We start from the raw sequence: 24,461 nt of genomic DNA on the forward strand, positions 1-24,461 counted from the left end.
CGGGCCCGTGGCAACATACCGGGATCGGCCCCTGGCTGTACTCCGGCTCTGCGGCCTCATCATCTGCCTTGCGAACCATCATGGAACTCTTCAACTACTTCCGCTCCTCCGCCTCCTTCCGCGTGCGCATCGCCCTGGCGCTCAAGGGCCTGGACTACGACTACCGCAGCGTGCACCTGGCGAAGAATGAGCAGTTCAAGGAGTCCTACGCCGCCGTGTCGGCCTCGCGCCTGGTGCCCCTGCTGCGAGACGGCGAAGCCAGCGTGACCCAGTCCATGGCCATCATCGAGTACCTGGACGAGACCCATCCCGAGCCGCCCCTGCTGCCGCGCGAGGCGCTGGATCGCGCTTATGTCCGTGCGCTTTCGCAGGACATCGCCTGCGAGATCCACCCGCTCAACAACCTGCGCGTGCTGCGCTACCTGACCCAGGAGCTGGGCGTCAGCGAGGAGAACAAGGACCGCTGGTACCGCCACTGGGTGGAGACCGGGCTGGAGGTGGTCGAGCGCCGCCTGGTGGGCGAGGGGCGCGCCGGCCTCTTCTGCTTCGGTGATACCCCCGGCATGGCGGACTGCCTGCTCGTGCCCCAGGTCTTCAATGCCCAGCGCTTCAAGGCCCGCCTGGATCATGTGCCCACCGTGATGCGCATCCACGAGGCCTGCATGAAGCTTGACGCCTTCGCCAAGACTCAGCCCTCGGCCTGCCCGGACGCTGAATGAGCCTGGCGATCCACCCCGACTGGATCCGGCCCGAGTGGGAGGCGCCCCAGGTGCGCGCCTTGATGAGCACGCGGGCCGGCGGCGTCAGCACCGGCCCCTACGCCAGCCTCAACGTGGGCTCGGCGGTGCAGGACGAACCCGCGGCCGTCGAGGAGAACCGGCGGCGCGTGGCCGAGGCGCTTGGCGCGCAGCTGGTCTTCTTGCCCCAGGTGCATGGCAGCAAGGTGCTGGCGCTCAAGCCCGAGTGGGCGCGGCCCGAGGCCCGCGTGCCCAAGGCCGATGCCTGCATCAGCACCATCCCGGGGCTGGGCTGCGCCATCCAGGTGGCGGACTGCCTGCCGGTGCTCTTCGCTGCACCAAAGGCGGTCGGCGGGGCGCATGCGGGCTGGCGCGGCCTGGCGGACGGTGTGCTGGAGAACACCGTGCAGGCCCTGTGCGAGGCCTCGGCCTGCGAGCCCGGCGAGGTCCAGGCCTGGCTGGGCGCCTGTATCGGTCCGGAGGCTTTCGAGGTGGGGGCCGATGTGCTGGAGGCCTTTGGCGTTGAGCCGCGGGCGGACCTCGGCCCGGCCCAGGGCCAGCTCTTCCGCTACCAGCCCAACGCGGCGGGCGAGCCGCGCTGGCGAGCCAATCTGCCGGCCCTGGCGGCCTTGCGGCTGCGCGCGGCAGGTGTGTCGCGCCTCAGCGGCGGCCGCTGGTGCACCTGGAGCAATCCCTCACGGTTCTTTTCCTACCGGCGGGAGCGGCTCAGCGGGCGCATGGTGGCGGCCGTCACCCTGGCCTGAGTCGGAGGCGGGCTCGCTCACGGCTTGAGCCTGCGCCTGTGCTTCGGCCAGGTGCCGCGCCCTGCGCCGCGCCGGCGTGCCGACGAGGTAGAGCACCAGGGCCATGGGCGCCACGCCGTAGAGCAGGAACGTGATGAGGGCACCGAAGATGCTGCCCTGCGGACTGCTGGCTTCGGCCAGGGCCATCATGAGGGCAACGTAGAGCCAGGCGATCGCGATGAGGTACATGGAAGAGGGGAAACGGGGGCGGGAGGCTTGCCTCGCGATCCTCGATTCACGAGCGTCATAAGAAGGTAAGTTTTCAAGCGTACAACAAGGACTGTGGCAAGCTTCTTGCCTAGGTATGCTTGCAGGGCTGGCTCAAGAGGTGAGCTCCCCGGCATGCGGCCCGGACCGAGGTCCCGGCCCCTGGTGCGAGACTGTCATGGACGGCGTTGAACCAGCGGCCGTTCATTCCGCGAGGAGATACATGAATTCCAAGAGCAAGGATGCGGGCGCCGCATCCGCCACCGATCCCTTCTCCCTGGGCGCTGCCGCTGAGGCCGCCGGCAAGATGGCCGAACACATGGCGGCCGACTTCCAGACGGGGCTGGGCGAGGCCATGAAGACTTTCGCCGGCCTGAAGATCCCCGTGGATGCCTGGGCAGCCCTGCAGAAGGACTATCTCAGCCAGGCCAGCGGCCTGTGGAACCAGGCCGTTACTGCCTCCGCCGCTCATCCCGCCAAGCTGCCCGACAGACGCTTTGCCAGCGAGGCCTGGGGCAGCAATCCCGTGGCGGCCTTCACCGCCCAGCTCTACCTGCTCAATGCCCAGACCCTGCAGCGCATGGCCGAGCAGGTGGAGGGGGACGACAAGACCCGTGCGCGCATCAAGTTCGCCGTCCAGCAGTTCGTCGATGCGTCGGCGCCCAGCAACTTCCTGGCCCTCAACCCCGAGGCACAGCAGCTGGCCCTCAAGACCCAGGGCGAGAGCATCGCGCGCGGCATGCAGCTGCTGTGGGCAGACATGCAGCGCGGCCATGTCTCGCAGACGGACGAATCGGCCTTCGAGGTTGGCCGCAATGTGGCGACAACCGCAGGCGATGTGGTCTTCGAGAACGACTTCTTTCAGCTGATCGAGTACAAGCCCCTGACCAAGGAAGTGCACGAGCTGCCCTTCCTGATGGTGCCCCCCTGCATCAACAAGTTCTACATCCTCGACCTGCAGCCGGACAACTCCCTGATCCGCTACGCCGTGGAGCAGGGGCACCGCACCTTCGTCGTGAGCTGGCGCAACCCTGATGAGTCCTGCAAGGGCTGGACCTGGGACGACTACATCGAGCAGGCCGCCATCCAGGCCATCCGCACGGTGCAGGCCATCAGCGGCAGCAAGAAGATCAACACCCTGGGCTTCTGCGTGGGCGGCACCATTCTGGCCACGGCGCTGGCGGTGCTGGCGGCGCGCGGCGAGCAGCCAGCGGCCAGCCTGACCCTGCTGACCACCCTCATCGACTTCACCAGCAACGGCGTGCTGGACCTCTTCGTCGATGAGGGCTCGGTGCGCATGCGCGAGATGAGCATTGGCCCGGACGCCCCCAAGGGCCCGAGCCTGCTCAAGGGCCAGGAACTGGCCACCACGTTCAGTTTCCTGCGCCCGAACGACCTGGTCTGGAACTATGTGGTCGGCAACTACCTCAAGGGCGAGGCGCCGCCGGCCTTCGACCTGCTCTATTGGAACGGCGATTCCACCAATCTGCCCGGGCCCATGTACTGCTGGTACCTGCGCCACACCTATCTGCAGAACGAGCTGAAGAAGCCGGGCGCCTTGAGCGTCTGCGGCGAGCGCCTGGACCTGGGCGCCATCGAGGCGCCCATCTACATCTACGGCTCGCGCGAGGACCACATCGTGCCCTGGGAGGCCGCCTATCGCAGCACCCAGGTTTTCAAGGGGAAGAAGCGCTTTGTGATGGGCGCCTCGGGGCACATCGCCGGCGTGATCAACCCGCCGGCCAAGAAGAAGCGCAGCTTCTGGACCGGCAAGAGCACGGCCCTGCCTGCCGAGGCCGTGCAATGGCTGGAAACGGCTGTCGAGCACCCCGGCTCCTGGTGGACCGACTGGTCGCATTGGCTGGCCGGCCATGCCGGCGCGATGAAGGCGGCGCCCAAGGCGCCGGGCAACCGCCAGTTCAAGGCCATCGAGCCGGCCCCGGGCCGCTATGTGAAGCAAAAGGCCTGACCCCCGCATGGAAGGCGGCGCCTGGCGCGCTGCCTGCCTCATTCCTTCTTTTGGAGAATTCCGCATGAGCACCGAGATCGTCATCGTCGCCGCGGCGCGCACCGCCATCGGCAAGTTCGGCGGCAGCCTGTCCAGGACCGCCGCCCCTGAGCTCGGCGCCACCGTGGTGCGTGAGCTGCTGCGCCGTTCTGGCGTGGCGCCCGAGCAGGTGGGCGAGGTGATCCTGGGCCAGGTGCTGACTGCCGGCTCGGGCCAAAACCCCGCGCGCCAGACCGTGATCAAAGCCGGCCTGCCGCACGCCGTGCCGGCCATGACCATCAACAAGGTCTGCGGCTCCGGCCTCAAGGCGGTGATGCTGGCCGCCCAGGCTATCCGCGACGGCGACTCCGAGATCATCATCGCCGGTGGCCAGGAGAACATGAGCCTGGCGCCCCACGTGCTGCCCGGCTCGCGCGAGGGCCAGCGCATGGGCGACTGGAAGCTCGTGGACACCATGATCGTGGACGGCCTCTGGGACGTCTACAACCAGTACCACATGGGTATCACGGCCGAAAACGTGGCCAAGCAGTACGCCATCAGCCGCGAGGCCCAGGACGCACTGGCCCTGGGCTCGCAGCAGAAGGCCGCCGCGGCGCAGGATGCCGGCCGCTTCAAGGACGAGATCGTGCCGGTGAGCCTGCCGCAGAAGAAGGGCGATCCCATCGTCTTCGACGCGGATGAGTTCATCAATCGCAAGACCCATGCCGAGGCCCTGGCCGGCCTGCGTCCGGCCTTTGACAAGGCGGGCTCGGTCACCGCAGGCAATGCCTCCGGCCTCAACGACGGCGCCGCCGGCCTGCTGCTGATGAGCGCCGACAAGGCCAAGGCCCTGGGCCTGACGCCGCTGGCGCGCGTCGCGTCCTATGCCAGCGCGGGCCTGGACCCGGCCACCATGGGCATGGGCCCGGTGCCCGCCGCGCGCAAGGCCCTGCAGCGCGCCGGCTGGACGCCGCAGGACCTGGACCTGCTTGAGATCAACGAGGCCTTCGCGGCCCAGGCCTGCGCGGTCCATCAGGAGATGGGCTGGGACATGGCCAAGGTGAACGTCAACGGCGGTGCGATCGCCCTGGGCCACCCCATCGGGGCCTCGGGTGCACGCATCCTCGTGACCTTGCTGCACGAGATGCAGCGTCGTGATGCCAGGAAGGGCATCGCCTCGCTGTGCATCGGCGGCGGCATGGGTGTGGCGCTCTGCGTGGAGCGTTGACCCGGGAGGGATTTCAGGGGACGCTCAGGGCCAACCCGCTTGACCCCTTCCGGGGGCTGGGCGAGCCTGGGGTTCCGGTAATGCGCGTCTTCTTCGAATGACAACAGCAGCCCGGATGGCGCGTAGGACGCGGCGCCGACACCGGGCTCCCCTGAACAGCCATGGAGGCGAAGGAGATTCACATGACTCAATCACAAAAAGTTGCATACGTCACCGGCGGCATGGGCGGCATCGGTACCGCCATCTGCCGCAAGCTGCACAACGCGGGCTACAAGGTCATCGCGGGCTGCGGCCCGAGCCGTGACTTCCAGAAGTGGCTCGACGAGCAGAAGGCCGAGGGCTATACGTTCTACGCATCCGTCGGCAACGTGGCCGACTGGGAATCGACCGTTGCCGCCTTCGGCAATGCCATCGCCGAGCACGGCACCATCGACGTGCTGGTCAACAACGCCGGCATCACCCGGGACCGCATGTTCCTGAAGATGACGCCCGACGACTGGAAGGCCGTCATCGATACCAACCTCAACTCCATGTTCAACGTGACCAAGCAGGTCGTGCCGGGCATGGTGGAGAAGGGCTGGGGCCGCATCATCCAGATCAGCTCCGTCAATGGCGAGAAGGGCCAGGCCGGCCAGACCAACTACTCGGCCGCCAAGGCCGGCATGCATGGCTTCACCATGGCCCTGGCACAGGAGCTTGCCTCCAAGGGCGTGACGGTCAACACCGTGAGCCCCGGCTACATCGGCACCGACATGGTCCGTGCCATCAAGCCCGAGGTCCTGGAGAAGATCGTCGCCACCATCCCCGTGAAGCGCCTGGGCACCCCCGATGAGATCGGCTCCATCGTCGCCTGGCTGGCCGGCGAGGACTCTGGCTTCACCACCGGTGCGGACTTTTCCTGCAATGGCGGATTGCATATGGGTTGATCCCCCCCCCCTACCGGCTCCGCCGGCTTTGCAGGTCGCGCCAGACCAGAGGTCTGGCCCTTCGGTCGGCACAAACGCCAAGGCGTTTGTGTCCGACCTCAGCCCTCCAGGGGGGGCTGCGGAGCCGGGCGGACGTCCCCGGGGTCAGGTCTTGATCTGGAGCAGGCGGGAGATGCTGCGGGCGGAATCAAGCAGGCGGGGCAGGGTGTTTTCCAGCAGGGCCTCGGGCGGCGTGCGGTTGACCTGGGCGCCGATATTGAGGGCGGCGATGGTCTGGCCCTGGCGGTCTGTGATGGGGGCGGCAAGGGAGACGAGGCCGTCCTCCAGTTCCTGGTTCACCAGACACCATCCCTGCATGCGGGCCTGCAGGATGCGGGTGCGGACCTCGTCAAGGTTCATGGCGGTGCGCTGGGTGTAGGGTTGCCACTTCACCTGGGCCAGGTGCTGGTCTAACTGCGCGTCCGGCAGGCCGGCCAGCAGCACGCGGCCCATGGAGGTGCACCAGGCCGGCAGGCGGCTGCCCACGCCCAGGTTCACGCTCATGATCTTGCGGGCGGGCACGCGCAGCACATAGACGATGTCCTGGCCCTCCAGCACCGCCGCCGAGCAGCTTTCCTTGAGGTCGCTGGCCAGCACCTGCATCACCGGTTCGGCGAACTGCCACAGGGGCTGCGAGGACAGGTAGGCAAAGCCCAGGTCCAGGATCTTGGGGGTCAGGGAGAAGAGCCGGCCCTCGGTGCGCACATAGCCCAGGGTCTCCAGGGTCAGCAGGATTCGGCGCGCGCCGGCGCGGGTCAGGCCGCAGCGGCGGGCGACCTCGGTCAGCGTCTGTGCCGAGGCTTCGGCGCTGAAGGCCCTGATGACGGAAAGGCCGCGCGCGAAGGACTGCACATAGCTGTCCCCCGGCTTCAGTGCGGGCTCCCCCCTGGGCTGCGTCGTCGACTCGTCCATGCGGCGCAGTATAGGCAGTGCCCCGAAGCAAATGGGTTTGCATTCGTTAACATCGCCGGGCCAAGGTTTTTATGAGGAGGACTGGCAATGGCAATGGATGTCGTGGACTACGAGATCAAGGGCGCGGAAATGCAATTCGTCGAGGTCGAGCTGGACCCCGGCGAGGCCGCGATCGGCGAGGCGGGCAGCATGATGTACATGGATTCCGGCATCGCCATGGACACCGTCTTCGGCGACGGCGGAGCCAACCAGGGCGGCTTCTTCGGCAAGCTGCTGGGCGCAGGCAAGCGGCTGATCACGGGCGAGTCGCTCTTCACCACCGTCTACACCAACAATGGCAGCGGCAAGCAGCGCGTGGCCTTCGCCGCGCCCTACCCGGGCAAGATCCTGCCCATGGATCTGCGCCAGCTCGGCGGCACGCTGATCTGCCAGAAGGACGCTTTCCTGTGCGCGGCACGCGGCGTGTCCCTGGGCATCGCCGTGCAGCAGAAGCTCAGCACCGGCTTCTTCGGCGGCGAGGGCTTCATCATGCAGAAGCTGGACGGCGACGGCATGGCCTTCGTGCATGCCGGCGGCACCGTGGTGCGCCGCACCCTGCAGCCTGGCCAGACTGTGCTGGTCGATACCGGCTGCGTGGTGGCCTACACGCCCAGCGTCAACTTCGAGATCCAGTACGTGGGCAAGATCAAGACCGCGCTGTTCGGCGGCGAGGGCCTGTTCCTGGCCAAGATGACTGGCCCAGGCGAGGTCTGGCTGCAGAGCCTGCCCTTCTCGCGTCTGGCCTCGCGCATCTTCGCCGCAGCACCGCAGAACGGCGGGCGCAAGGAGGAGGGCTCCCTGCTGGGCGGCTTTGGTGCCAGCGGTGTGCTGGGCTCCATCCTGGGCGGCGACGACGAATAAGCTGCCCCTTCGCCCCGCCCCTTCGAGCCACCGCTTCGTAGCCCGGCCTCGCCCGGCCCTCGCCCGGCGTGCCGGCAGGGCGACGTCTGATGCCGGCTTGAGCCCTGCTCCCGGGACATTGCCCTGCCGCAGGGCCGGCCGGCGCGCTAGACTGATCTGACCGCCTGATGTGCCCCTTGACGAGGGCAAGCGGCGGCTGGCATGTCGTCCCGGCCTTGTGCCGTGGTGCCAGGTCTTGCGCTCGAGTCGATGGGGGGCGAATGGACAGTGTCGTACTTTGTGTCGATGATGACCTGACGCTGCTGCATGCGCTCAGGGCCTTGTTGTCCCAGCAACTGGGGCTCAAGCCGGGGCGCCAGATCGAGATCGCCGAGAGCGGCGAGGAAGCGCTGGAACTCATCGAGGAGCTGGGCGGGCAGGGCCGCCGCCTGGCGGTGATCATCTCCGACTACATCATGCCCGGCATGCGCGGCGATGCCCTGCTGGCCGAGGTGCATCAGCGCTGGCCGGACAGCCTCAAGATCATGCTGACCGGTCAGAGCGACCTGGGGGGCATCAAGAGCGCCATCAACAACGCCAATCTCTACCGCTTCCTGGAGAAGCCCTTCGATCACGACGACATCGTGATGACCACGCGCGGCGCCCTCACAGCCTTCCAGCAGTCCAGGGAACTGGAGCGCTACTGCCTGGCCCTTGAGGCCGCCAATCAGGAACTGGATGCCCAGGTGCGCGCGCAGACGGCCGAGCTGCGCAAGCGGGCTGCCCTGCTGGAGGCTCAGAAGAAGGAGCTAGAGCAGAAGAGCCTGGCCCTGGAGCGCCTGTCTGTCACCGATGCCCTGACGGGACTGCCCAACCGGCGCGCCCTGGACGAGGCCCTGTCCCAGGAGCTGGAGCGCGCGCAGCGCTACGGCCAGCCCATGACCGTGGTGATTCTGGACGTCGATCATTTCAAGCAGGTCAACGACGGCCACGGCCATGCGGTAGGCGACCTGGTGCTGCGGCGTTTCGCGTCTCTGATGGGGGCCCAGATCCGCGCCAATGATCTGGTCGGCCGCTGGGGCGGCGAGGAGTTCCTCCTGCTTTGCCCTGGCATAGGCGCCGATGGCGGGCTGGCCCTGGCTGAGAAGCTGCGGGTGACCCTGGCCGGGCATGTCTTCGAGGGGCTGGGCTGTCGCAGCGCCAGCTTTGGCGTGGCGACGCTCAGCGAAGGCGACACCCTGCAGACGCTGCTGAGCCGCGCCGATGCCGCGCTGTACGAGGCCAAGCGCCGCGGGCGCAATCGCGTGGAGCTGGGGCTGGCGCCGCCAGCTCAAGCTCAAGCTCAAGCCGCGGTCTCCTCCCTGCCGGTGCGCGAATGAAGCCCGACCTGCTGCGCGCCGGGCTGCTCGCGTGGGCGCTGGGTGCCTTCGGCGGCTCCGTGGCCCTGGCCGCCCCGCCGGCGCCGCCGCAGGTCGTGGCCGTCACCGAGCCCACCTCCTATGCCTACATGGAGCAGGGGCAGCTCAAGGGCAATTCGGTGGCCTTCGTCGAGCTGAGCCTGCGGCGGGCCGGACTGCAGCCCTACCAGTCGATGCTGGTGCCCTGGGCCCGGGCCTACGACATGGCCCTCAAGGAACCCAATGTCCTGATCTACCTGCTGGCCAGGACGCCCGAGCGCGAGCCCCTGTTCGAATGGGTCGGCGAACTGCTGCGGCTGCGGTACAGGCTCTACGGCCTGAAGGCGCGCGAGGACCTGCAGCTTCACAGCATGGCCGATGCCCGCGATCTGCGCGTGGGTGTGGTGCGTGACGACGTGCGGCACCAGCGGCTCAAGGCCCTGGGCTTCACCCGCCTGGTGGTGTCCTCGGACATCTCGGAGACGCTGCGCCAGCTGCGGCGCGGGCAGGTGGACCTGGTCCCCATGGGTGCCCGCGACTTGGCCGAGAACTGCAGGCTGATGGGCCTGGACTGCGCCCAGTTTCGCCTTGTGCTGCCGCTGCCGGAGCTGGACGTCTCGGCCTACATGGCCTTCAGCCGCGGCACCCCGGTGGCCAAGATACAGGCCTTGCGCAAGGCCTACGAAGCCCTGCGCCGCGAGGGGCAGCTCCAACAGATGATGGGAGAGGAGCCGTGAGCCGCACGCGCGCAACAGCGAGCCTGCTGCGGCGCGAGTTCATGGCCCTGTGCACCGCGCTGGGATGGTCGGCCGCATCGCGCGCCGACCCTCGACGCCAGGGGGCTCCCACCGAGGAGGGCTTGCGCATCGTCACCGAGGAGCTGCCGCCCTACAACTTTGGCAGCGCCAGCGGGGCGCAGGGCATGACGGGCCTGTCGACGCAGGTGGTGCAGGCGGTACTGCAGCAGCTGCAGCTGTCGGTGCCCATCCAGTCCATGCCCTGGGCCCGGGCCTACGAGCTGGCGCGGCTGAACAAGGACGTGCTGGTCTATTCCATCGGGCGCAGCGCGGAGCGGGAGGCGCTTTTCAAGTGGGTGGGCACCATCGCGCCGACGGACTTCTACCTGTTCTCGCATGCCCGCCATCCCGTCACCCTGCGGCGGCTGGAGGAGGCACGACCTTACCAGGTGGCCACCGTCAACGAGGACATCGGCGAGCAGTTCCTCGAGGCCCGCGGCTTCGTCAAGGGCCTCAACCTGCAGTCCAGCGTCCGCTATGAGCACAACTACGACAAGCTGCGTCGCGGCCGCGTGGACCTGTGGATCATGACCGAGCTGGCGGCGCGCTACATCGCTCGGCGCAGCGGCGACGACCCGGACCGGGCCTTGCACAAGTCGCTGGCCCTGCCGGAACTCGGTTCTGCCTGGTACATGGCCTTCGGCAACAAGACCTCCGACGCCCAGGTGGAGCGCTTCCGTGCCGCGCTGGACGAGGTGAAGCGTTCGGGGCTTTATGACCAGATCTTGCAGCGCTGGCGCGAGGGCGTGGAGCCCGCCGGGGCGCTGATGGCCCAGGGGCGCGGAGGCCGCCGATGATGCGCCGCCCCGCGCTGCACGGACCAGCTACCCTGGGCGGCAAGCTGGTGCTGGCCACTCTGGCCTTCTGCGCGCTCTTCACCCTGCTGGCCGTGGGCGTTCGGACCTGGATTGCCTGGGGCGAGGGCATTGCCCGCATGAGCAACGAGCTGGTGCTGATGGAGCAGGTCTACCAGCACACGCTCGCCAAGGTGATCTGGGAGGTCGATCGCGACGGCCTGGCCGTGCACCTGCGCAGTGCGGCGCAGGTCGAGTCCATCGGGTGCATCGAGGTGCGCCCCTCGGGAGAGAGCTACGAGGGCGGCAACCTGCTGGCCGAGGTCTGCAAGCCGGGCTGGCAGGCCTCCAGCGTGGCGCCGTCGCGCGTGGTCCCGCTGAGCTACCAGGCCTTTTCCGGCCAGGCCAGCATGATGCTGGGCGAGCTGGTGCTGCATGGCGACGAGCGCGTACTGTGGCGGCGTCTGCGCGCCGATACCCTCAACATCGTGCTGACGCAGCTGATCCAGTCCCTGGCCCTGGCGGGCTTCATCATGCTGATGTTCAACCGTTCGGTGACGGTCCATGTGCGCCGCATCGCCAGCCACCTGGCGGCCCTGGCTCCGGAGCGGCTGGACACGCCGTTGGCCCTGCGCCGCCGCGGCGGACGCGGCGACGAGCTCAGCCAACTGGTTGCGGGCGTCAACCTGCTGCAGGCCAATCTCTCGGACTATCTGGCCCAGCAACAGGCCTACGAGAACGAGCTGGCCCGGCACCGCGACCACTTGGCCGAGGCTGTGCAGGAGCGCACCGCGGAGCTGTCCCAGGCCAACGAAGCGCTGGCGGGCTCGGCGTCCACGCTGCGCCAACTGGGTGACATCGGCCTGCAGCTCACCACCAGCCTGGATCAGCAGGCCATCTGCTACACCCTGCACAAGCACCTGGCCGAGCTGCTGCCCCTGGACGGCTTCGGCGTGGCCCTGCTGGAGCCGGACGGCCGCGCGCTGCGCCTCGTCTATTACGTGGAGGATGGCCAGCGGGCGGCGCAGATGCTCATGCCGCTGGACGACCTGCGCTGGAACACCGTGCGCAGCTTCCTCGCGGAGGCCGAGGTGACCGCCGTCGATGACGAGCAGGCCGCGCTGGCGCCGCTGCCGGAGGGCATCGCGACCCGCAATGCTGTGCGTTCCGCCCTGTTTCGGCCCCTGGAGGTGCATGGCGAGCGCCGCGGCGTGGTGATCGTGCAGTCCTATCAGGCTGAGGCCTACCAGGCCCGCGAGCGGGTGCGCGAGATCCTGCGCTCTACCGCGGCCTTTGCCGCCATCGCGCTCTCCAATGCCTCGGCCTATGCGGCGGAGGAGGCGGCCCGCCAGGAAGCGGACCGCACCCTGCGCGAGCTGCGCCAGGCGCAGGGGCAGCTGGTGCAGTCCGAGAAGATGGCGGCACTGGGCCAATTGGTCGCGGGCGTGGCCCACGAGATCAACACCCCGCTGGGCGCGGTCAAGGCCAGCGCACGCAACATCCTGGCCTCGCTGCAGGAGTGCCTGGGTGGCCTGCCCGAGCTGATGCAGCGCCTGGACCTTGAGCGCCTGACCCAATTCCGCCAACTGATGGAGCTGGCTGGCGCCGCGACTGCGGTGCTGTCCAGCCGCGAGGAGCGGGCCCTGCAGCGCCGCCTGCTGGAGCGCCTGGAGGCCGAGCAGGTGCCGCAGGCCGAGGAACTGGCCGGCCTGCTGGCGCAGATGCAGATCGAGGCGCAGCTGCCCGACTGTCTGCCCCTGCTGCGCGGCGAGGACGGCCTGGCGCTGGCGAGGGCGGTCTTCGCCCTCTCGGCGGTGGCGCGCAATGCCGAGAACATCAATGCAGCGGTCGATCGCGTGGCCAAGATCGTCTTCGCGCTGCGGGCCTACTCGCGCTTCGACGCCGGCAGCGACCCGGTGATGGCGGATGTCACCGAAGGCCTGGAGACGGTGCTGACCATCTATCACAGCCAGATCAAGCAGCACGTGGAGCTGGTGCGGCACTACGAGCCCGTCGAGCCCCTGCTGTGCTGGCCGGACGAGCTGAACCAGGTCTGGACCAATCTCATCCAGAACGCCCTGCAGGCCATGCAGTACCGTGGGCGGCTGGAGATCGCCGTGAAGTCCGACGGGCGGCAAGTGGTGGTGAGCATCCGCGACAGCGGGGCAGGCATTCCCGCCGAAGTGCTGCCGCGCATCTTCGACGCCTTCTTCACGACCAAGCCTATCGGCTTGGGCAGCGGCCTGGGGCTGGACATCGTCAGCAAGATCGTGGCCAAGCACCAGGGCCGCGTGGAGGTGAGCTCGACGCCGGGCGTGGGCAGCTGCTTCCAGGTGAGTCTGCCCTATGCGCGCAGCACCGCCGACGCGACGCCGGCGACTTGATCCAGCTCAGGGCGCCCGCGGCGGTCGCGAAGGGGCGGGCGCATACACTTGAGGGTGATGGCGGCGCCGATTGCCGCCCCCGGTTCAAGGAATTCTCATGTCCCGTTTCTGCCGGCCGCTGCTGGCCCTGGCGTTCCTGGCTGGCGCGGCCCTGGCCCCGGCCCAGGCCGCTCCGCATCCGCTGTTCGTTCTCAACTCGCTGGACGCCGACATCAGCGTCATTGATCCGGTGAGCTTCACCCAGCTGCGCCGCATCCCCACGGGCAAGGAGCCGCATCACCTGTACCTGTCGCCTGACGACAAGTCCATGATCGTCGCCAACGCCCTGGGCGATTCGCTGACCTTCATCGACCCGGTCACAGCCCAGGTGCAGCGCGTGCTGCATGGCATCACCGACCCCTACCACCTGCGCTTCTCGCCGGACATGAAGTGGTTCATCACCGCGGGCAATCGCCTGGACCACATCGCCCTGTACCGCTGGCAGCCGCAGAACGTCAAGGAGCCCCTGCAACTGGTCAAGCGCATCCCGGCGCCCAAGACGCCCAGCCATCTCTACGTCGATACCAAGAGCACCGTGGTCTACGTGAGCTTGCAGGATTCGGACGAGATCACCGCCATCGACCTCAACACACAGGCGCCGCGCTGGAAAGTGCCCGTGGGCAAGATGCCGGCCGACATCTTCCTGACCCAGGACGACAAGCACCTGCTGGTGGCCCTGACCGGCGACAGCCATGTGGAGGTCTACGACGTCAGCGGCCCAGCGCCCAAGCTGGTCAGGCGACTGCTGACGGGCGAGGGCGCCCACAGCTTCCGCTCCATGGGCGACAAACGCCATGTGCTGGTCAGCAACCGTGCCAACAATACGATCAGCAAGATCGACTTGCAGGGGTTCACCGTCGTCGAGACCTTCAAGGCGCCCGGCGGCCCCGATGACATGGAGATCCTGCCGGACGGCAAGACCCTGCTCGTGACCTCCCGCTGGGCCCGCAAGCTGACCATGATCGACCTGCAGACCAAGAAGGTCGTCAAGCAGGTCAACGTGGGCAAGTCGCCGCACGGGGTCTGGACCCTGGACCATGTGTCGAGGCAGTGATGAAGCAGTGGATGGTGGCGTCGGCCATGGCCGCCGCCCTGGCGGCCCAGGCCGCCTGCAAACCCGATGAGAAGCCGGTTTTCCTGAGCTTCGACACCGGCCACATGGGCGTCGCGCCCCTGGTGGCGGACCTGCTCAGGCGCTATGACGCGCAGGCCACCTTCTTCCTGGCCAACGAGCCCACGCTGTCGGACGGCCGCACGCTGGACGAGGAGTGGGCGCCCTGGTGGCGAGCCCGCGCGGCGGAAGGCCATGACTTCGGCTCGCACACTTGGTCGCACGACATCTGGATGGAGGACCTGCCGGACGGGCGCTTCCGCATGAAGGTGCAGGCCGGCGTCGAGGCGCCGAAGATGCGCGATCTCAGTGCGGCCGAGTACTGCGAGGAACTCAACAAGACCGCCCAGCGCTTCACCGAGATGACCGGGCGCCGCCTGGACCCCATCTTCCGCGCGCCGGCGGGCAGGACCTCGCCGGCCCTGCTGGCGGCGGCCAAGGCCTGCGGCTACAGCCATGTGGGCTGGAGCCAGGCGGGCTTCCTGGGGGACGAGTTGCCCTCGGAACGCTATCCCAACGATCAGCTGCTCAGCCGCGCCCTGAAGAACGTCAAGCCGGGCGACATCCTCATGGCCCACCTGGGCATCTGGTCGCGCCAGGACGCCTGGGCGCCGGCGGTGCTGGAGCCGCTGATGAAGGGCCTCAAGGACAAGGGCTACTGCTTCGCGCCCCTTCGCGAGCATCCGCGCTACGCCGGCCTGATGCGCGGAGGCAGCGCCGAGCGCCCTCTGGCCGCACGCAAGCCCTGACCCCCAAGACCTCGCAGGCAAGCATGCATGGACTGGTTCACTGATTTCTTCGCGCTGGCCCAGCAGTGGCTGTTCGAGCTCGTCGTCCAGCCCCTGGGCTTTGCCCTGGGCCTGGGCAATCGCCTGGAGGAGGCCTATGACGGCACCGGCTGGCTGCTGGTCGGGCTGATCCAGGTGCTGCTGATGCTGGCGCTGATCCGCAGCCTGGAGCGCTGGCGGCCGGTGGAGCCGCAGCAGGACCGCCGCGCCGTCCGCGTGGACATGGTCTACACCCTGATCCACCGCCTGGGCCTCTTCCGCCTGGCCATGTTCTTCAGCCTGGACCCGGTGCTGGACATGGTCTCGGGCGAGATGCGCCTGGCAGGCCTGCCCACCTGGCAACTGGACGCGCTGTGGCCGGGCATCACCGACCTGCCCTGGGTCAGTTTCCTGCTGTACCTGCTGGTCTTCGACTTCTTCAACTACTGGCTGCACCGCGCCCAGCACCAGTTCGAGTGGTGGTGGGCCCTGCATTCGCTGCACCACAGCCAGCGCTCCATGAGCATGTGGAGCGACAACCGCAACCACCTGCTGGACGATGTGCTGCGCGATGTCTTCTTTGTGCTGCTGGCACGCTTCATCGGCGTGGAGCCGGGGCAGTTCGTGGCCGTGCTCGCCTTCTCGCAGCTGATGGAGAACCTGCAGCATGCCAATGTGCGCCTGTGGTTCGGGCCGGTGCTGGAGCGGGCCTTCGTGAGCCCACGCTTCCATCGACTGCACCATTCCATCGGCATCGGGCATGAGAGCGACGGCAAGGGCACGCTGGGCGGGCACAACTTCGCCGTGCTCTTCCCGGTCTGGGACGTGCTGTTCGGCACGGCCAACTTCGAGTTGCGCTACGACCCCACTGGCGTGCGAGACCAGCTCCCCGAGGAAGGTGGCCGGGATTACGGCCGCGGCTTCTGGGCGCAGCAGTGGCTGGGCCTGAAGCGCTTGGCCGCAGCCCTGCGCCCGGCGCGACGCCAAGGCTGAGGCACCCTGACGGCTGGCACGGCGAGCGCGCCGGCGGCCTTGCTATGCTGGTCACCCCAGCGGACCCGGCAACAGGCCGGGCGCTGCCTCTTGAGGAGATCCATGCTCAGCACCCTGTCCCGCTTGGCCGATGCCTTCTGGCGTGCCGCGGCCTACTGCCTGCATCCGCGTGTCATCGGCCTGTCCCTGCTGCCTCTGTTGATCGCCGGGCCGCTGGCCGGGGGGCTCATGTACTTCTTCTGGGAGCCAGCCCTGGACAGCGTGCGGGCCAGCCTGGAATCCTGGCGCCTGGTCGAGACGGTGCTGACCTGGCTGGACCACGTCGGCCTGCAGGGCCTGCGCACCGCCATCGCGCCCCTGGTGCTGCTGGCCGTGGCGGTGCCGGCGCTGCTGGTCTTCAGCCTGCTGCTGGTGGCCGTCTTCATGACGCCGGCCATGAGCAATCTGGTCGCCCAGCGTCGTTTCCCGGGCTTGGAACACAAAAAGGGTGCGCCCTTCTGGCTGAGCGTGGCCTGGTCCCTGGGCCACACCCTGTTGGCGCTGCTGGCCCTGCTGCTGAGCATGCCATTCTGGCTGATCCCGCCTCTGGCCCTGTTCCTGCCGCCGCTGATCTGGGGCTGGCTGGGCTACCGGGTCTTCGCCTTCGACGTGCTGGCCGAGCATGCCTCGCGCATCGAGCGGCGGCGCATCCTCAGTGAGCACAAGCTGCCCCTGCTGGGCCTGGGCCTGCTGACCGGCTTCCTGGGGGCGGCCCCCACGGCCATCTGGGCCTTCGGTGTGCTGAGCCTGGCGCTGGCCCCCTTCCTTATCCTGGCTTCGGTCTTCCTCTACACCCTGGTCTTCGCCTTCAGCTCCCTGTGGTTCGCCCATTACTGCCTGCAGGCTCTGCACGAGCTGAGGCAGTCGCGTGCGACCGAGGCGCCCGGTGATCTCCTCGACCCCTTACCGCCGGGCCAGATGCCGCCCCCGGCGCTGGCGGTCGCGCCTGAATTGCCGCCGCAGTGAGGGGAGGGGCGCCATGCGGGTCGGACTGATCATCGTGGGCGATGAGATCCTGTCGGGCAAGCGGCAGGACAAGCACCTGGCCGCCTGCGTCGAACGGCTCAGCGCCCGCGGCATGGGCCTGGCCTGGGCGCGCTACATCGGCGATGACCGCGAGGCCCAGACAGCGGTGTTCCGCGAGGCCTTCGCCAGCGGTGATCTGGTCTTCAGCTGCGGCGGCATCGGCGCCACGCCGGACGATCACAGCCGCCAGGCCGCCGCCGCTGCGCTGGGCCGGCCGCTGTGCCTGCATCCCGAGGCACGCGCCCTCATCTGGCAGCGCATCCAGGAGATGGCCCGGGAGCAGGGCGCCGCCGCGGACGAGCAGTCCGAGGACACCCAGCGCCGCTTCCAGATGGGTGAGTTCCCGCAAGGGGCGGGCCTCATCCCCAATCCCTACAACCGCATCCCCGGCTTTTTCGTGGGCGATGTGTACTTCGTGCCCGGCTTTCCGGTGATGGCCCACCCGATGATGGAATGGGTGCTGGACACCCGCTACCCGCAGCTGCACCGGGCGCAGCGCGTGCGGGAGCGCTCTGTGATCCTGCCCGGGGCGCTGGAAGCGGCGCTGACGCCCCTCATGCTGCAGATCGAGGCGGCCTTCCCGGGCATCAAGGTCTTCAGCCTGCCCAGCGTGGACCATCCACGGTGGGGGCGCCATGTGGAACTGGGCGTGAAGGGCGAGGCCGAGGGCCTGGACGCCGCCTTCGACGCCCTGAAAACCGGTCTCATCCAAATTGGTGCATCCATCGGCACCGAGTTGGTGCGATGATGCGGGGTGTCGTGAACCACAATGGTGCGGCTCTCTGACGGATGAATCTACGCTTGTGGATCGGCGTCACGGCGTCGCAGGGCTGGCGGCGCATAATCCCGCCTCGCCAGGGCCTGTGCACCGGGCTGGGCCACCGCCGCGCCAGGCGAAGGCCGCCACGCCACGCTTTGGCACGAAACCTGCTCTGGTTTTGGTGCATGCGCCGTCGGCTTCCGATCAGCCGCAGCGCCCGCCGAATTCCGAGACCCCCCTACCTGCTACCCGCTAGGAGTGATTGATGGCCAAGACCGTCGCTGATGTGATGAAGATGGTGAAGGAGAACGAAGTCAAGTTCGTCGACTTCCGTTTCACCGATACCCGTGGCAAGGAACAGCACGTGTCCGTGCCTGTGTCTCACTTCGATGAAGACAAGTTCTCGTCGGGCCACGCCTTCGACGGTTCGTCGATTGCCGGCTGGAAGGGCATCGAAGCCTCCGACATGCTGCTGATGCCGGACCCGAACACGGCCAATATCGATCCCTTCTTTGAAGAGCCGACCCTGATCCTGACCTGCGACGTCATCGATCCGGCAGACGGCAAGGCCTACGAGCGCGATCCCCGCTCTCTGGCCAAGCGCGCTGAAGCCTATCTGAAGGCCTCCGGCCTGGGCGATGCCGCCTTCTTCGGCCCCGAGCCCGAGTTCTTCATTTTCGACTCCGTGCGCTGGGCCAATGACATGTCTGGCTGCTTCTTCAAGATCGAATCCGAAGAAGCCGCCTGGAACACCGGCAAGGAATACGAGCACGGCAACAGCGGCTATCGTCCCACCGTCAAGGGCGGCTACTTCCCCGTGCCCCCGGTCGATAGCGGCCAAGACATGCGCTCGGAGATGTGCCTGATCCTCGAATCGCTGGGCATCCCCGTCGAAGTGCATCACCATGAAGTGGCCAACGCCGGCCAGATGGAAATCGGCACCAAGTTCAGCTCCCTGGTCGAGCGCGCCGACTGGACCCAACTGCAGAAGTACGTGATCCAGAACGTGGCCCATGCCTACGGCAAGACCGCCACCTTCATGCCCAAGCCCATCGTGGGCGACAACGGCAGCGGCATGCACGTGCACCAGTCCGTGTGGAAGGACGGCAAGAACCTGTTCGCCGGTGACGGCTACGCCGGTCTGAGCGATTTCGCCCTGTACTACATCGGCGGCATCATCAAGCACGCCCGTGCCCTGAACGCCATCACCAACCCCGGCACCAACAGCTACAAGCGCCTGGTGCCCGGCTTCGAAGCCCCGGTGAAGCTGGCCTACTCGGCCAAGAACCGCTCGGCCTCGATCCGTATCCCCTACGTGGCCAACCCCAAGGGTCGTCGCGTGGAAGCCCGCTTCCCGGATCCCAGCGCCAACCCCTACCTGTGCTTCGCCGCCCTGCTGATGGCCGGCCTGGACGGCGTGGAGAACAAGATCCATCCGGGCGAAGCCGCCACGAAGGACCTGTACCACCTGCCCCCGGAGGAAGACGCGAAGATCCCGACCGTCTGCCACAGCCTGGACCAGGCCCTGGAATACCTGGACAAGGACCGTGCATTCCTGACCAAGGGCGGCGTGTTCACCGATGCCTTTATCGATGCCTACATCGATCTGAAGATGCAGGAGGTGACCCGCTTCCGCATGGCGACCCACCCGGTCGAGTACGACATGTACTACGCCCTGTGATGGCGATGTGCGGGGTCTCTGCACGAACCTCGCAAAGAATGGGACGGCCTGGGCCGTCCCTTTTTCTTTTGTTGCGGGGTGTTTGCAAGGGACTATCCCGCGCGAAGATCAGCCTTGAATGCGCCACAATGCCTGCTCATGGCTTCGATCGCGCCCCGCTGCATGCAAAGCAAACCCTTTTCCCCGTCCCGCGGCCCCGTCGCGTCTGGCCTGCTCGCCCTGTGTGGACTCGTGGCCTTCGGCGCCACGGCCCAGTCTTCGGGAACCCATGCGGCCCAGGCCTCCCAGGTCTACCGTTGCCCCGGCCCGCCGGTGCTCTATACCGACGCCCTGTCGCCCAAGGAAGCCCAGGAGAAAGGCTGTCGCACGATCGAGGGCACGCCGGTGACGGTGGTATCCGTGCCCAAGCCGCGTACCGCGGCCTCGGGACAGGTCGTGTCCGAAGGGCCGCCGGCAGCCAAGGTGGACCCGGCCCTCCAGAAGGCCCGTGATTCCGACCGTCGCGGCGTGCTGGAGCGCGAGCTGCGTGAGGCCGAGGCCAAGCTCGGTGAGCTGCAGAAGGAATATGCCAACGGCCAGCCCGAGCGCCGCGGTGACGAGCGCAACTACCAGAAGTACCTGGACCGCGTGGCCGAACTCAAGGCCAGCATTTCGCGCCAGGAGGCCGACATCGCGGCCATCAAGCGGGAAATCACCAAACTGCCCTGAGCTGCATGCCGGGGCTGGACTCCGACATGACTGCCATTGATCAAGACCCCGAGGGCCTGCGCGCCCTGGACATGCTGGCCACCATGGTGGCCCTGGTGCACCCCGATGGTGCCTGCGTGCATGTCAATGCGGCGTTCGAGACCCAGATGCAGCTCTCGCGCCGTGTGCTGGCTCGGGGCCATGCCCAGGATTGGCTCGAGGACACCAAACGGCTGCGCGAGGCCATGGAGGGCGTGTCTCGCAACGCCTACTCCAGCAGCCGCTTCGAGACTCAGCTGAAGCGCGGCCTGCGGCCGCATGAGGAGCCGCTGCCCGTCCACGTGATCGTCAGCCAGACCGACCAGCCGGACCTGCTCCTGCTGGAGCTGATCGAGAACGCCCAGCAGTCCCGGCAGGATCGCGAGGAGCGCACCCTGGACCAGGTGCAGGCCACCAAGGAACTGATCCGCAACCTGGCGCACGAGATCAAGAACCCCCTGGGCGGCATCCGAGGCGCGGCCCAGCTGCTGGCCCTGGAGCTGCAGCCCACCGAGCTGGGTCCCGAGCTGGCCGAGTACACGGACGTCATCATCCACGAGGCCGACCGCCTGCAGTCCCTGGTCGATCGACTGCTGGCGCCGCACCGCCGGGCCGTGGTGGTGGGGGACGTCAACATCCACGAGGTCTGCGAGCGCGTGCGTTCGCTGATCCTGGCCGAGTATCCCAAGGGACTCAAGGTACGGCGCGATTACGACACCTCGCTGCCCGACTTCCGCGGCGACCGCGAGCAGCTGATCCAGGCCGTGCTGAACATTGTGCAGAACGCCGCCCTTGCCCTGGCGCCGCGCATCGCGGTCGGGGATGCAGAGATCGTGCTGCGCACCCGCGTGGCCCGCCAGGTCACCCTGGGCAAGCAGCGCTGGCGCCTGGCACTGGAATTGCATATCGAGGACAACGGGCCGGGCGTGCCGCCTGAGATTCGCGATCGCATCTTCTATCCCCTGGTCTCTGGGCGAGAAGGCGGTTCGGGTCTCGGGCTGACACTCTCGCAGACGATCGCTCAACAGCACCAGGGCATGATCGACTGCGACAGCGAGCCTGGACGGACGGACTTCCGAATCACCCTGCCTTTGCCCTGAGGGAATCCTGGTGGCAAAGGGGAGAGCTGCATGAAATCCATCTGGATTGTTGATGACGACCACTCGATCCGCTTCGTGCTCGAGAAGGCCTTGACGCGCGAGGGGCTGCCGGTGCGCTGCTTCTCGAACACGCGCGAGCTGCTGGCGGCCCTGGAAGAGGACAGCCCCCAGGTCCTGGTCTCCGACATCCGCATGCCGGGGGGCTCGGGCCTGGACCTGCTGGCAAAGGTCAAGGAGAAGCATCCAGGCCTGCCGGTCATCATCATGACGGCCTACTCCGACCTGGACAGCGCCGTCTCGGCCTTCCAGGGCGGCGCCTTCGAGTACCTGCCCAAGCCCTTCGACCTCTCCCGCGCCGTGGAGCTGATCCGCCGGGCGCAGGAGGAGAGCCTGCGCGAGGCGGCGGTCGAACAGGAGTCGGCCGCCCAACTGCCCGAGATGCTGGGCCAGGCGCCAGCCATGCAGGACGTGTTCCGCGCCATCGGGCGGCTTTCGCAGAGCAATGTCACGGTGCTGATCACCGGCGAGTCGGGCTCGGGCAAGGAGTTGGTCGCGCGGGCCCTGCACAAGCACAGCCCGCGGTCCGATGGCCCCTTCGTGGCCATCAACACGGCTGCCATCCCCAAGGACCTGCTGGAGTCCGAGCTCTTCGGCCATGAGCGCGGCGCCTTCACCGGCGCCCAGGCCACGCGGCGTGGCCGCTTCGAGCAGGCCGAGGGTGGCACGCTGTTCCTCGATGAAATCGGCGACATGCCTCTGGACCTGCAAACCCGCCTGCTGCGCGTGCTGTCTGACGGCCAGTACTACCGCGTGGGTGGCCACAGCCCCTTGCGCAGCAATGTGCGGGTGATCGCTGCAACCCACCAGAACCTGGAGGAACGGGTGCGCCAGGGCGCCTTCCGCGAGGACTTGTTCCACCGCCTCAACGTGATCCGCCTGCGCCTGCCGCCCCTGCGTGAGCGGCGGGAGGACGTGCCCGTGCTGGCGCGCTTCTTCCTGCAGCGCAGCGCCACCGAGCTGGGCGTGGAGCCCAAGCGCCTCTCCGAGGCGGCGCTGGCCTCGCTGTGCGCCTTCGATTTCCCGGGCAATGTGCGGCAGCTGGAGAACATCTGCCACTGGCTCAGCGTGATGGCGCCCTCCCAGCAGGTGGAGGCCAAGGACTTGCCGCAGGAGCTGCTGCAGGCCGAGCGCTGCGTGGAGGCGGCGGTGGCCGGCGAGGCCCCTCAGCCGGCAGTCGCAGCCTCGGCCTTCGTCAGCAGCGGCCCGGCATTGCCCAGCTTCGGTGGCGGACCCGATGCCTGGGTCGCGGAGATGGCCCGCGAGGCCCGGCGCCTGCTGGCGGCGGGCGAGCCCGAGGTCTGGGACCAGCTGTGCCGCCGCTTCGAGGCCAGCCTCATCATGACGGCCCTGGACATGACCCGTGGCCGCCGCATCGAGGCCGCCCAGAAGCTGGGCATCGGCCGCAACACCATCACCCGCAAGATCCAGGAACTGGGCCTGGACGTCTGATCGCTCTCAGGCGGCGGGCTTGTCCAGCCAAACGCCGATGCCCTGGGCATTGAGCTCGATGTCCATGGCCAGAAGCGCCAGCTGGCGTTCGACCGGCAGTGTGCAGCCGTGGTCGGCCAGGGCGCGCAGGTAGAGGGCTGCCTGCGCCTGCTTGAGCGCTTCATGGCGATCGTCGGCCTCGCGCAGCGAGAGGCTCAGCGCCGTGGTCTCGTCCAGCAGGACCAGCAGATGCTGGTGCAGCTCGCGCACCTCCGCTTCGCTGTGGCCGACGCGGCCGAAATGCGTCAGCAGCATGCCCTGCGGGCGCAGGTCCAGCATGCGCTGCATGGACTGCTTCAGCGCGGGCGGGTCGAACTGCACGGGCGTGCTGGTGGGGAAGAGCCAGGGGCGGCCGTCCACGTCGAACTCGCGGTAGGAGAGGCCGAAGGTGTCGCCGGTGAACCAGCAGCCGCTCTGGGCGTCGAAGATGCAGTGGTGGTGGCGGGCATGCCCGGGTGTGTCGATCAGCAGCAGCTCGCGGCCGCCAACGTGCAGGCGCTGTCCGTCCATGCTGGCCTCGGCGCGCTCGGCGGGCACGGCCTGAAGCTGGCCGTAGGAGCGCTGCATCTCCTCGTCACCATAGACGGCCAGGGCGCCGGCCCACAGGGCACGCGGGTCCACCAGATGGCGCAGGCCGCGCGGATGGGCCAGCAGGCGGGCCGAGGGCAGAGACTGCATCAGCAGGCCCACGCCGCCTGCATGGTCCAGGTGCACATGGGTGGGGATCACCCAGTCCACCGCCTCGGGTGCCAGGCCCAGGTGGGCCAGCGCCCCAAGCAGGCGCGGCACGGCATGGTTGGTGCCGGTGTCGATGAAGGCGGCGCGGCCCTGGTCGATGATCAGATAGGCGGCGTCGAAATCGTCTCGCTGGAAGGCGGTGTCGATGCGGTACAGGCCTGTACCCAAGGACAGCAGATACGGTGGCATGCAGGCTCCCTAGAATGGCCTGCAACGATAACTGATGCACGAGGGCTCTCCGATGGCCGTGAGGGAACTGCTGAAGATGGGGGATGAGCGCCTGCTGCGCCAGGCCCAACCGGTGCGCGAGTTCGGCACGCCGGCGCTGGAGGCCCTGGTCCAGGACATGCTGGACACCATGAAGGCCGCCAATGGCGCCGGCCTGGCCGCACCGCAGATCGGCGTGGACCTGCAGCTGGTGATCTTTGGCTTTGAGCGCAATGAGCGCTATCCGGAGGCCCCGCCGGTGCCGCTGACCGTGCTGGCCAACCCCGTCATCGTCCCCCTGGGCGACGAGGAGGAGGAGGGTTGGGAAGGCTGCCTCTCGGTGCCGGGCCTGCGCGGCGTCGTGCCGCGCTTCAAGCGCATTCGCTACAGCGGCATTGACCCCCAGGGCCGGCCCCTCGAGCGCGAGGCCGAAGGCTTCCATGCCCGCGTGGTGCAGCACGAGTGCGACCACCTGATCGGCCGGCTCTACCCCTCGCGCATCCGCGATTTCAGCCGCTTCGGCTACACCTCGGTGCTGTTCCCGGACCTCGATCCGAACAGCGACGACTGAAGCCCGGGCGAGGCGGGGGCGGCCATCGCCCACTTGTTACATCCCGTCCGTCATCGGGCGGGCCC

23 protein-coding genes are annotated in these 24,461 nt (G+C 68.0%); 20 read left to right on the plus strand and 3 right to left on the minus strand.

The annotated features are described in order from the left end of the window. The first annotated feature begins 80 nt into the window (after positions 1-80). Both maiA and pgeF read left to right on the plus strand, forming a co-directional pair. Positions 81-719 carry a maleylacetoacetate isomerase gene (maiA, locus tag H5407_RS12100; protein WP_183104709.1) on the plus strand — a complete coding sequence of 213 codons (639 nt, stop codon included), beginning with the start codon at positions 81-83 and terminating at the stop codon, positions 717-719. Beyond that, a complete protein-coding gene (gene pgeF, locus H5407_RS12105) occupies positions 716-1,501 on the plus strand; it encodes a peptidoglycan editing factor PgeF (RefSeq protein WP_255501213.1) in 786 nt (261 codons plus the stop codon). Before maiA ends, pgeF begins: the two co-directional genes overlap by 4 nt. Here the strand turns inward: pgeF and H5407_RS12110 are convergent. Continuing rightward, positions 1,433-1,729 (minus strand): hypothetical protein, encoded by a 297-nt coding sequence (locus H5407_RS12110; protein ID WP_183104710.1) that lies wholly within the window; start codon positions 1,727-1,729, stop codon positions 1,433-1,435. The genes pgeF and H5407_RS12110 overlap by 69 nt on opposite strands. Positions 1,730-2,054: 325 nt before the next feature. Here H5407_RS12110 and phaC point away from each other — a divergent pair, with 325 nt between their 5' ends. From phaC to phbB, 3 genes are all read left to right on the plus strand, one after another. Continuing rightward, positions 2,055-3,716: a class I poly(R)-hydroxyalkanoic acid synthase gene (phaC, locus tag H5407_RS12115; RefSeq protein ID WP_404935626.1), complete on the plus strand. Its 1,662-nt coding sequence runs from the start codon at positions 2,055-2,057 to the stop codon at positions 3,714-3,716. Positions 3,717-3,780: 64 nt separating this feature from the next. After that, the gene (locus H5407_RS12120) at positions 3,781-4,962 is read left to right on the plus strand and encodes an acetyl-CoA C-acetyltransferase (RefSeq protein WP_183104712.1); all 1,182 of its coding nucleotides are present in this window, start codon (positions 3,781-3,783) and stop codon (positions 4,960-4,962) included. A gap of 182 nt (positions 4,963-5,144) precedes the next feature. Then, positions 5,145-5,888, plus strand: a complete 744-nt coding sequence (phbB, locus tag H5407_RS12125) for an acetoacetyl-CoA reductase (protein WP_183104713.1) — start codon at positions 5,145-5,147, stop codon at positions 5,886-5,888. 144 nt (positions 5,889-6,032) lie between these two features. On the opposite strand, the gene H5407_RS12130 is transcribed toward phbB, so the two are convergent. Further along, a complete protein-coding gene (locus H5407_RS12130) occupies positions 6,033-6,839 on the minus strand; it encodes an IclR family transcriptional regulator C-terminal domain-containing protein (protein WP_183104714.1) in 807 nt (268 codons plus the stop codon). A gap of 87 nt (positions 6,840-6,926) precedes the next feature. On the opposite strand from H5407_RS12130, the gene H5407_RS12135 reads away from it, so the two are divergent. The 14 genes from H5407_RS12135 to ntrC all read left to right on the plus strand — a co-directional run bounded on the left by H5407_RS12135 (position 6,927) and on the right by ntrC (position 22,841). Beyond that, positions 6,927-7,739 carry a TIGR00266 family protein gene (locus H5407_RS12135; RefSeq protein WP_183104715.1) on the plus strand — a complete coding sequence of 271 codons (813 nt, stop codon included), beginning with the start codon at positions 6,927-6,929 and terminating at the stop codon, positions 7,737-7,739. A gap of 260 nt (positions 7,740-7,999) precedes the next feature. Continuing rightward, positions 8,000-9,097: a diguanylate cyclase gene (locus H5407_RS12140; protein WP_183104716.1), complete on the plus strand. Its 1,098-nt coding sequence runs from the start codon at positions 8,000-8,002 to the stop codon at positions 9,095-9,097. Continuing rightward, complete coding sequence (locus tag H5407_RS12145; protein ID WP_183104717.1) at positions 9,094-9,852, plus strand: ABC transporter substrate-binding protein; 759 nt, start codon at positions 9,094-9,096, stop codon at positions 9,850-9,852. The genes H5407_RS12140 and H5407_RS12145 overlap by 4 nt, the downstream gene beginning before the upstream one ends. Then, on the plus strand, positions 9,849-10,709 hold the full coding sequence (locus H5407_RS12150) for an ABC transporter substrate-binding protein (RefSeq protein WP_220800586.1): 861 nt from the start codon (positions 9,849-9,851) through the stop codon (positions 10,707-10,709). Before H5407_RS12145 ends, H5407_RS12150 begins: the two co-directional genes overlap by 4 nt. Beyond that, positions 10,706-13,090, plus strand: a complete 2,385-nt coding sequence (locus H5407_RS12155; RefSeq protein ID WP_183104718.1) for an ATP-binding protein — start codon at positions 10,706-10,708, stop codon at positions 13,088-13,090. The genes H5407_RS12150 and H5407_RS12155 overlap by 4 nt, the downstream gene beginning before the upstream one ends. 97 nt (positions 13,091-13,187) lie before the next feature. Continuing rightward, positions 13,188-14,183 carry a YncE family protein gene (locus H5407_RS12160; RefSeq protein ID WP_183104719.1) on the plus strand — a complete coding sequence of 332 codons (996 nt, stop codon included), beginning with the start codon at positions 13,188-13,190 and terminating at the stop codon, positions 14,181-14,183. Continuing rightward, entirely contained in the window at positions 14,183-14,989 is an 807-nt protein-coding gene (locus H5407_RS12165; protein ID WP_183104720.1) for a polysaccharide deacetylase family protein, read from the plus strand. The genes H5407_RS12160 and H5407_RS12165 overlap by 1 nt, the downstream gene beginning before the upstream one ends. Positions 14,990-15,016: 27 nt before the next feature. Then, positions 15,017-16,000 (plus strand): sterol desaturase family protein, encoded by a 984-nt coding sequence (locus H5407_RS12170; protein WP_183104721.1) that lies wholly within the window; start codon positions 15,017-15,019, stop codon positions 15,998-16,000. A 102-nt stretch (positions 16,001-16,102) separates the two neighbouring features. Then, the gene (locus H5407_RS12175) at positions 16,103-17,005 is read left to right on the plus strand and encodes an EI24 domain-containing protein (protein WP_255501214.1); all 903 of its coding nucleotides are present in this window, start codon (positions 16,103-16,105) and stop codon (positions 17,003-17,005) included. Positions 17,006-17,018: 13 nt separating this feature from the next. Next, positions 17,019-17,813, plus strand: a complete 795-nt coding sequence (locus tag H5407_RS12180; RefSeq protein ID WP_183104722.1) for a molybdopterin-binding protein — start codon at positions 17,019-17,021, stop codon at positions 17,811-17,813. Between the two features lie 277 nt (positions 17,814-18,090). Further along, positions 18,091-19,506 (plus strand): type I glutamate--ammonia ligase, encoded by a 1,416-nt coding sequence (gene glnA, locus H5407_RS12185; protein WP_183104723.1) that lies wholly within the window; start codon positions 18,091-18,093, stop codon positions 19,504-19,506. Positions 19,507-19,668: 162 nt separating this feature from the next. Continuing rightward, complete coding sequence (locus H5407_RS12190; RefSeq protein ID WP_183104724.1) at positions 19,669-20,214, plus strand: hypothetical protein; 546 nt, start codon at positions 19,669-19,671, stop codon at positions 20,212-20,214. Positions 20,215-20,240: 26 nt separating this feature from the next. Beyond that, positions 20,241-21,332, plus strand: a complete 1,092-nt coding sequence (glnL, locus tag H5407_RS12195) for a nitrogen regulation protein NR(II) (RefSeq protein ID WP_183104725.1) — start codon at positions 20,241-20,243, stop codon at positions 21,330-21,332. A gap of 30 nt (positions 21,333-21,362) precedes the next feature. After that, the gene (gene ntrC, locus H5407_RS12200) at positions 21,363-22,841 is read left to right on the plus strand and encodes a nitrogen regulation protein NR(I) (protein WP_183104726.1); all 1,479 of its coding nucleotides are present in this window, start codon (positions 21,363-21,365) and stop codon (positions 22,839-22,841) included. A gap of 6 nt (positions 22,842-22,847) precedes the next feature. On the opposite strand, the gene H5407_RS12205 is transcribed toward ntrC, so the two are convergent. Then, positions 22,848-23,807, minus strand: a complete 960-nt coding sequence (locus H5407_RS12205; protein ID WP_183104727.1) for an MBL fold metallo-hydrolase — start codon at positions 23,805-23,807, stop codon at positions 22,848-22,850. A gap of 52 nt (positions 23,808-23,859) precedes the next feature. Here H5407_RS12205 and def point away from each other — a divergent pair, with 52 nt between their 5' ends. Beyond that, positions 23,860-24,396, plus strand: a complete 537-nt coding sequence (def, locus tag H5407_RS12210; RefSeq protein ID WP_183104824.1) for a peptide deformylase — start codon at positions 23,860-23,862, stop codon at positions 24,394-24,396. The last annotated feature ends 65 nt before the right edge of the window (positions 24,397-24,461 follow it).

It is taken from the genome of Mitsuaria sp. WAJ17 (assembly GCF_014174515.1).
GTDB lineage: Bacteria > Pseudomonadota > Gammaproteobacteria > Burkholderiales > Burkholderiaceae_C > Roseateles_B.

Coding starts and splice junctions, on each gene's coding strand:
- H5407_RS12205 (WP_183104727.1), bottom strand. CDS start 23,807: ATGCCACCGTATCTGCTGTCCTTGGGTACAGGCCTGTACCGCATCGAC.
- H5407_RS12180 (WP_183104722.1), top strand. CDS start 17,019: ATGCGGGTCGGACTGATCATCGTGGGCGATGAGATCCTGTCGGGCAAG.
- H5407_RS12140 (WP_183104716.1), top strand. CDS start 8,000: ATGGACAGTGTCGTACTTTGTGTCGATGATGACCTGACGCTGCTGCAT.
- H5407_RS12135 (WP_183104715.1), top strand. CDS start 6,927: ATGGCAATGGATGTCGTGGACTACGAGATCAAGGGCGCGGAAATGCAA.
- ntrC (WP_183104726.1), top strand. CDS start 21,363: ATGAAATCCATCTGGATTGTTGATGACGACCACTCGATCCGCTTCGTG.
- H5407_RS12155 (WP_183104718.1), top strand. CDS start 10,706: ATGATGCGCCGCCCCGCGCTGCACGGACCAGCTACCCTGGGCGGCAAG.
- maiA (WP_183104709.1), top strand. CDS start 81: ATGGAACTCTTCAACTACTTCCGCTCCTCCGCCTCCTTCCGCGTGCGC.
- glnA (WP_183104723.1), top strand. CDS start 18,091: ATGGCCAAGACCGTCGCTGATGTGATGAAGATGGTGAAGGAGAACGAA.
- H5407_RS12110 (WP_183104710.1), bottom strand. CDS start 1,729: ATGTACCTCATCGCGATCGCCTGGCTCTACGTTGCCCTCATGATGGCC.
- H5407_RS12120 (WP_183104712.1), top strand. CDS start 3,781: ATGAGCACCGAGATCGTCATCGTCGCCGCGGCGCGCACCGCCATCGGC.
- H5407_RS12160 (WP_183104719.1), top strand. CDS start 13,188: ATGTCCCGTTTCTGCCGGCCGCTGCTGGCCCTGGCGTTCCTGGCTGGC.
- phaC (WP_404935626.1), top strand. CDS start 2,055: ATGGCCGAACACATGGCGGCCGACTTCCAGACGGGGCTGGGCGAGGCC.
- H5407_RS12165 (WP_183104720.1), top strand. CDS start 14,183: ATGAAGCAGTGGATGGTGGCGTCGGCCATGGCCGCCGCCCTGGCGGCC.
- H5407_RS12170 (WP_183104721.1), top strand. CDS start 15,017: ATGGACTGGTTCACTGATTTCTTCGCGCTGGCCCAGCAGTGGCTGTTC.
- phbB (WP_183104713.1), top strand. CDS start 5,145: ATGACTCAATCACAAAAAGTTGCATACGTCACCGGCGGCATGGGCGGC.
- H5407_RS12145 (WP_183104717.1), top strand. CDS start 9,094: ATGAAGCCCGACCTGCTGCGCGCCGGGCTGCTCGCGTGGGCGCTGGGT.
- H5407_RS12130 (WP_183104714.1), bottom strand. CDS start 6,839: ATGGACGAGTCGACGACGCAGCCCAGGGGGGAGCCCGCACTGAAGCCG.
- pgeF (WP_255501213.1), top strand. CDS start 716: ATGAGCCTGGCGATCCACCCCGACTGGATCCGGCCCGAGTGGGAGGCG.
- H5407_RS12175 (WP_255501214.1), top strand. CDS start 16,103: ATGCTCAGCACCCTGTCCCGCTTGGCCGATGCCTTCTGGCGTGCCGCG.
- def (WP_183104824.1), top strand. CDS start 23,860: ATGGCCGTGAGGGAACTGCTGAAGATGGGGGATGAGCGCCTGCTGCGC.
- glnL (WP_183104725.1), top strand. CDS start 20,241: ATGACTGCCATTGATCAAGACCCCGAGGGCCTGCGCGCCCTGGACATG.
- H5407_RS12190 (WP_183104724.1), top strand. CDS start 19,669: ATGCAAAGCAAACCCTTTTCCCCGTCCCGCGGCCCCGTCGCGTCTGGC.